The organism is Staphylococcus sp. HMSC063A07 (genome assembly GCF_001836955.1).
Classification (GTDB): Bacteria; Bacillota; Bacilli; order Staphylococcales; family Staphylococcaceae; genus Staphylococcus; species Staphylococcus lugdunensis.
Genome location: NZ_KV830930.1, coordinates 1 through 7,630 on the forward strand (window position 1 = coordinate 1; position 7,630 = coordinate 7,630).

The window sequence follows — 7,630 nt, forward strand, 5'->3', positions numbered from 1 at the left end:
ACCGAGAGGTCTCTTTTTTTATGCCAAAAATTGAAGGTTCTATAATAAATCGAACTGGTGATTTAAATCACTAGTTCGATTTTTAAATTTTGAATATAAAAATAGCGCAATTACCTCTATAATTATTAGCGACCAAACAAAATAAAAAGAAAGGTAATGCGCCTATGTATAAGTCTACATTAACCATGCTAAGAATTAAAGATAAAAATATTATTATTTCTGAAACTATTACAGAAGATAAATATAAAGGTCATAAGAGCTTATTCTTTTACACAACTCTGACGTACAAGCCTTCTCATTGCGACAATTGCTTAGCTAAAAATGAAAATTATTCTATTATTAAAAACGGTAAAAAATTTTCAACGATTACTCTCCTTAGAATTATGGAAAGACCCGCTTATTTAAAGTTAAAAAAACAACGTTTTTATTGTAAAAACTGTGATAGTTACTTTACTGCTAAGTCAGAGATTGTGGACAATTACTGTTTTATTTCTAATACTACAAAACTTGCAGTTTTGGATAAAGCACAAGATTATCGTTCACAAAAATCTATCGCCAAATCCTGTTTAGTATCTTCAATGACTGTCACTCGAATTATTAATAAAGGGGCTAGTCAAGTTTACCATTCTTCATTTAATGCACTACCCGAACACTTAATGATGGATGAGTTCAAGAGTGTTAAATATGTAACTGGAAAAATGAGTTTCATCTATGCAGATGCTATTTCACACCGCATCGTAGATGCCGTTGCTGATCGCAAACTAAATTCATTAAAAAAACACTTCTATCGGTACTCATTGAAGTTAAGACAAAGTGTGAAAACTGTAACTATTGATATGTATACACCTTATATGTCTTTGATAAAGGAATTATTTCCAAAAGCTAAGATAATCTTAGATCGTTTTCATATTGTTCAATCCTTAAACAGAGCACTTAATATGTCGAGAGTAAGTATTATGAATCAGTTTAGAAACACTCATAGACCTCTTTATAATAAATACAAAGCCTTTTGGAAATTGTTCCTAAAACTTCGCGAATCACTCGAAATATTTAATTATAAAAAAGTGCGTTTATTTAAAGAATGGAAAACTGAGAAAGGAATTATAGACTATTTATTAACTTTTGATTCTCAATTATTTAATACATATCTCTATGTTCATGAATTGAGGAGACTATTAAAAGAAAACCGGGTTGAAAAGCTGATTGACGTTTTATTTTCAATTAATCTTTCTGAAATTAGTATGAAACTTCGTCCTGTAATTAGGACATTAAGAAAATTAGCACCTCTCATTGAAAATACTATCAATTATTCTAATTTGACCAACGGTCCAATTGAAGGAATCAATAATAAAATTAAGCTAATAAAAAGAGTTTCATTTGGTTATAGAAATTATGATAATTTACGAAATAGAATTATTATTAGTTCAAGATTATTCGCTCCAATACATAAAAAAGATATTAAGCAACTTGAAATTGCTTAATATCTACCTTTAAATCTACCAGTCCTATTTGACGTAGAAACAAATTGAAAAACAAGTCGACAAATAACGGCTTTGCGAAGAGAAATCGATTGAAGCTGATACGCTTAAGAATTTTTTAGCTATGAATTATAAAACAATCACATACAATTATTTTTTTAAAGCATTAATATTGTAAAATGTTTTGCAACGTATTATTATTATAGTGTATGAGTCCGAGATAGATATAAGGGGTCTCTTAATAATTTCAATTAAGGAGAGAGAACCCATTGAAAAGGAAGAAAAGCAAACAAAAGGATTATTTCTCGAATGTTCAAAATAAATACTCCATAAGAAAATTTTCAGTAGGAATTACATCAATTTTAATAGGAGCATCTGTCATTTTTGGAGCTAATTCTGAAGCACATACTGCAGAGATAAAAAGTGATGATAATACACAAAAAGTTGTTAATAAAGAATATAGCGATGGTATTTCGCAAGAACAACAGGATAAATCATTAAATCTTGCTCAAGACAAAGAAAAGTCAAATAATGTTAATAAAAATAAAGTAACAGACGTAGGAACATCTGATGTGTTAAAGGATACAAAGACAACACATGAAAATGTACAGCAACAAGATAATGTTGCTTCAAAAGAAGAAACTACTAAAAAAACGCCTAGTGCTATAGATAAAAATAATACATCAGCACAATCTGAAGTTGTAACTTCGAGTGATGCTACTAAGACATCTACTGCTTTAAATCAAGTTGATAGAAATCAACTATCATCACAATCTACTTCAGAAAGACCGAAAAAACGCGTTAAACGTGACGTGGGTACTGATGACAAGCAATTAGTAGGGGAATTCGTATTTAGCGGCACAAATAGTAATGAAAGACGCTATAATTTAACATCAGATATCGTGTCTAACAGACGTGTAACAAGTACGTCATTTTCTTATTCAGCATCAGGGCATGGCACAATTGATAATGGCAAGCTGGTTTACGAAGCACCTAAAAAATTTATAATTTCAGAACCAACATTTTCAAAATCGGAATTTGTGACTAACAAGACAAATTTATCTGATAATGAGACATGGCGCTATCAATTTGATTTAAGACCACTTTCTGGTACATCAGCAGGTCAAATCAATATCAGTCAAGTTATTGGCGGGATGATTTGGACGGGACCAGGTGAAGGTGATGTTGTTACTTCAACAATGAAAATGTATCAGGGAGATACGCTTGTTGATACTAAACAAGTTAATGCAACATTTGATCATATAAAAGGTGGTTTATACATAGATCGAGGGCAAGAAAAACCGACGTCTATTTGGAGAATTACACGAAAATCAGCGGCTGCACAATCACCTACGATTGGAGTTATCAAAGAAGATGGGACAATTTCTGAGAAAACGGATAACTATCGCTATCAGGTGCCACTGCCAAGAGATAATTGGTTTTTAGAAAATCGTGATGATGCAGTATCACCACATTATTATTCACGTTATACTGATTTTAAATATAATATTTTAAATATTCCAAGTTGGTTAGAACTTGATCCAGATGCTAAAGGCAATAGATTTTGGACACAAGATGAATCAGGCATTCATCTCCATCTTAATGAGGGTGATATTTTACCTTATAATGGTTATACACCAGTATTAAAATTGAAAAAATCTGCATTAACACCAGAATTATTAGCAAAATTTAAAACTGACGGCTTTATTAAAGTAAACTTAGATTGGCAAACGATAGGCCGACTTCCAAATGGACAAGATTATATTCAAAATGTACCTGATCCAGAGGGAATTAAGTTTAAGATGATTAATGAGGCTGGTACAGCAACAAGTAATGTTTATTTTATGAATTTCCGACTGCAAGAGCCTTCACATTTGTTTTCAAAAGCAGATCACAAAAATGAAGTATTCCGTGTGCAAAAATATATATATGATAGAGACCAATCGAATAAATATGCACCTACTTACATGCATTCAATACAATTACCATCAGGGCAAGAAGGCGATTACTTTACTACCTTTAAGCTTTCATTACCTAGAATAAATTATAATAACGGTTCAAGTGATAAAAATGCAGATAAAGGAATAGTATTAAAAGCACCATTTATTTTATACGGTGTAAATGCTGATGGATCTACTACAAAATTAAACGAATGGACGTCAATCAACAATACAAATAATACCTATGGATTGGGAGATAAAAAATATAATCATTTAATACTCCAAACACCAATTATTAGAGATACGGTTTCACCAGATAGTGAAGCAGAAAAGGACATTTATGGTTGGGAGGCAGATATCACATATGCAGTAGATGATCAGCGTTGGGAAACAGCTGCAAAAGATGATGATGTGACCCAAATGCAAAATGGAATTATTATTAATCAAGTAGCAGAAAATACGTTACAAGCTGCTAGTTCCGTTCCAACAAGGGTATTGACAGGTAATGAGTTACAACCAGCATATTCGTATATTCATACTAAGGATGCATTTAAACACACTTTAACAGATGTTGATGTAAGAAATACAAATTCAGGTTTAGGAAATGTATTAAACTATAATGAAAAAGCTAATGTCATTGTCAAAGCAGACACTAAAGATTATATGAAATATTTAAGTACGGATCCATTAGATAATAGTTCTGATATTAGCGTTGATAAATTAGATCATATTAATCATGTCTATTTATCATTAAGTGCGCCTGATGACACGGCAATAGGTAATGTGCGTGTATGGACGAATAATGAATTAATACGTACATCAACAGTTTGGAATCCTTCATTATATGAAACTACGCCATCGAATGTTCTAAAAAACCGCCCTGTCTTAAATCCAATTAAAGTGATAAAAAATTATAAAAATAGCGGTAGAACGTTATATATTTATGAAGCACCTGAAGGATATAAGTGGAATCAGTCGGTAAAGAATTCCATTACAGAACGAAGTTCAATCACTCAGAATACGCCAGAAATCACTTTTGATATTTATAATAGAGGTACGTTACCAACGGGAACTTATTCAATTAGATATGCTACGATATGGGATGAAAATTCGGAAATTGTGCGTCCTACTGAAGAACAATCTTTAAGTCATAATAATCTTGAATTATCTGATGTAATTACAGAAGATTTAAGTGGTAATAAAAAGTTTGTCTCAGTTATTGATGTGCCATTTAAAATTGCATTAGCTAAGGAATATGCTTCTACATTAACTATTGGTAAAGATGCGTCGAACAGTTTTGATAAATCTCAGGTTGATGTTAACTTAGGAGAAAGTGTGAATTTACAAACAAATACGGCCAACTTTACTAACAGTGAAGGAATTATTAAAGAAATCATTGTGACCATTCCGAAAGACAATATTAAAACGAATTTAACGGCGTTAATTCCTGACACTGAAAAATATCATGTTGTTTATACAACAGACACGGATGTACGTAATGGTGTGTACAATTCTAATCCAACAGATTTAACAAAAGTTACGGCAGTTAAATATGTTTTTGATGAACCCCTTGTTTTAACAAATGGACAAAGTTTCCAAACAAATATGCGTGTTACTGTGCCAGAGGATGCACCTATTTTAACAAAAGCGCATTCTCAAATCTTTACTAAAGGTTTGGATAATACATGGCTTTCAGGGAATAAAGTTGAGCTTGAAACAGAAGATAACCGTGGAGACTTAGTGGTTAAGTATACTAATGAATCAGGGAATACAATTCAAAATTCACTGACATCAAAAGGTAAAAAGAATACGGAGTATAATGTTAGTGTGCCTCAAATGATTGATAGACTAAATCGACACTATAAATTTGTTAGGGTTGATAATCAACTTGATCCTACAACGGGTCATTATGCTAAAGGTCAAACTAAAATTGTTAATTTAATATACGTAGAAGTATTTGAAGGTAGTGTGATAGCCGACTATAAAACAACGGATGGAGAAGTGTTAAGTCCGCTAGTAACAGTTGTAAATAGTCAAATTGAAGGAACAGAATATACAGCTACACCAGCAACAATTCCAGATCGCGTAACCTTTGAAACAACTGATGACGGTAAAGTTAAAAAGACAATAAGTTATCATTTAATTTCGACACCAGAAAATCAATCTGGAACAGTTGTAGGTAAGCAGACAATAGAAGTTCACTATGTATACGAACCGATTACAACTTATGAACAGATACCGAACGACGCGCCGCAAGAAACGCCAGTTGCGTTAGAAGTAACACGTTACGTGGATAGTGAAGGTAATGAAGTGCAGGAAACGGAAGAGGGCACGCATGACGCACCAGGTATTATCGGAGATAAATGGCAATATACAGGCCAAACAGCAGCAGAAAATGGTATTACAACACATGTATATCAACGTATCCAGTCAGAAATACCGAATGAAGCACCACAAGAGACACCAGTCGCGTTAGAAGTAACACGTTATGTGGATGGCGAAGGTAATGAAGTGCAAGAAACGGAAGAAGGCACACATGACGCACCAGGTATTATCGCAGATAAGTGGCAGTACACAGGTCAAACAGCAGCAGAAAATGGTATTACGACACATATATATCAACGCATTCAATCAGAAATACCGAACGAGGCACCACAAGAGACGCCGGTAGAATTAGAAGTAACGCGTTATGTGGATAGTGAAGGTAATGAGGTGCAAGAAACAGAAGAAGGCACGCATGACGCACCAGGTATTATCGGAGATAAATGGCAATATACAGGCCAAACAGCAGCAGAAAATGGTATTACGACACATGTATATGAACGCATCCAGTCAGAAATACCGAATGAGGCACCACAAGAGACGCCAGTCGCGTTAGAAGTAACACGTTATGTGGATAGTGATGGCAACGAAGTTCAAGAGACAGAAGAAGGCACGCATCAACCACCAGGTATTATCGGAGACAAATGGCAATATACGGGTCAAACAACAACAGAATCTGGCATTACGACGCATGTGTATGAACGTATACAATCGGAAATACCAAACGAGGCACCACAAGAGACGCCAGTCGCGTTAGAAGTAACACGTTATGTGGATGGCGAAGGTAATGAAGTGCAAGAAACGGAAGAAGGCACACATGACGCACCAGGTATTATCGCAGATAAGTGGCAGTACACAGGTCAAACAGCAGCAGAAAATGGTATTACAACACATGTGTATCAACGTATCCAGTCAGAAATACCAAACGAGGCACCGCAAGAGACACCGGTAGAATTAGAAGTAACACGCTATGTAGATGGCGAAGGTAATGAAGTGCAAGAAACGGAAGAAGGCACACATGATGCGCCAGGTATTATCGGAGACAAATGGCAATATACAGGTCAAACAACAACGGCAGATGGCATCACAACATATGTGTATGAACGTATACAATCAGAGATACCAAATGAAGCACCGCAAGAGACACCGGTGCAATTAGAAGTGACACGCTATGTGGATAGTGAAGGTAATGAAGTGCAAGAAACAGAAGAAGGCACGCATCAACCACCAAGTATTATCGGAGACAAATGGCAATATACAGGTCAAACAACAACGGCAGATGGCATTACGACGCATGTGTATGAACGTATACAATCAGAGATACCAAATGAAGCACCGCAAGAGACACCGGTGCAATTAGAAGTGACACGCTATGTGGATACTGATGGAAATGAAGTTCAAGAAACAGAAGAAGGCACGCACCAACCGCCTGGCATTATTGGAGATAAATGGCAGTATACAGGAAAAGTCACAGAAAAAGATGGCATCATAACATATGTTTATGAACGTATTCAGTCAGAAATACCAAATAATCCACCGCAAGAGATACCGGTACAATTAGAAGTAACACGCTATGTGGACCCAGAAGGAAACGAAGTACAAGAAACAACAGAAGGTAAACATCAACCGCCTGGCATTATTGGTGACAGATGGCAATATACAGGAAAAGTCACAGAAAAAGATGGCATCACAACGTATGTATATGAACGCATCCAATCAGCAATCCCGAACGATGCACCGCAAGAAACGCCAGTACAATTAGAAATAACACGTTATGTGGATGGCAAAGATAATGAGGTGCAAGAAACAACAGAAGGTAAACACGAACCACCAGGTATTATCGGAGATAGATGGCAGTACACAGGTCAAACAACAACGGCAGATGGCATC

The 7,630-nt window shown here is 35.0% G+C and carries 2 protein-coding genes; both read left to right on the forward strand.

The features are described from left to right. The first annotated feature begins 164 nt into the window (after positions 1 to 164). Positions 165 to 1,481 carry an ISL3 family transposase gene (locus HMPREF2597_RS09730; RefSeq protein ID WP_002479474.1) on the forward strand — a complete coding sequence of 439 codons (1,317 nt, stop codon included), beginning with the start codon at positions 165 to 167 and terminating at the stop codon, positions 1,479 to 1,481. 266 nt (positions 1,482 to 1,747) lie between these two features. Further along, positions 1,748 to 7,630, forward strand: a 5,883-nt coding sequence (locus HMPREF2597_RS09735) for a MucBP domain-containing protein (protein ID WP_256337096.1), incomplete at its 3' end; no start/stop codon positions are given.

Excerpts from the sequence above, each read along its gene's own strand:
- HMPREF2597_RS09730 (WP_002479474.1), top strand. The coding sequence starts at position 165 with ATGTATAAGTCTACATTAACCATGCTAAGAATTAAAGATAAAAATATT.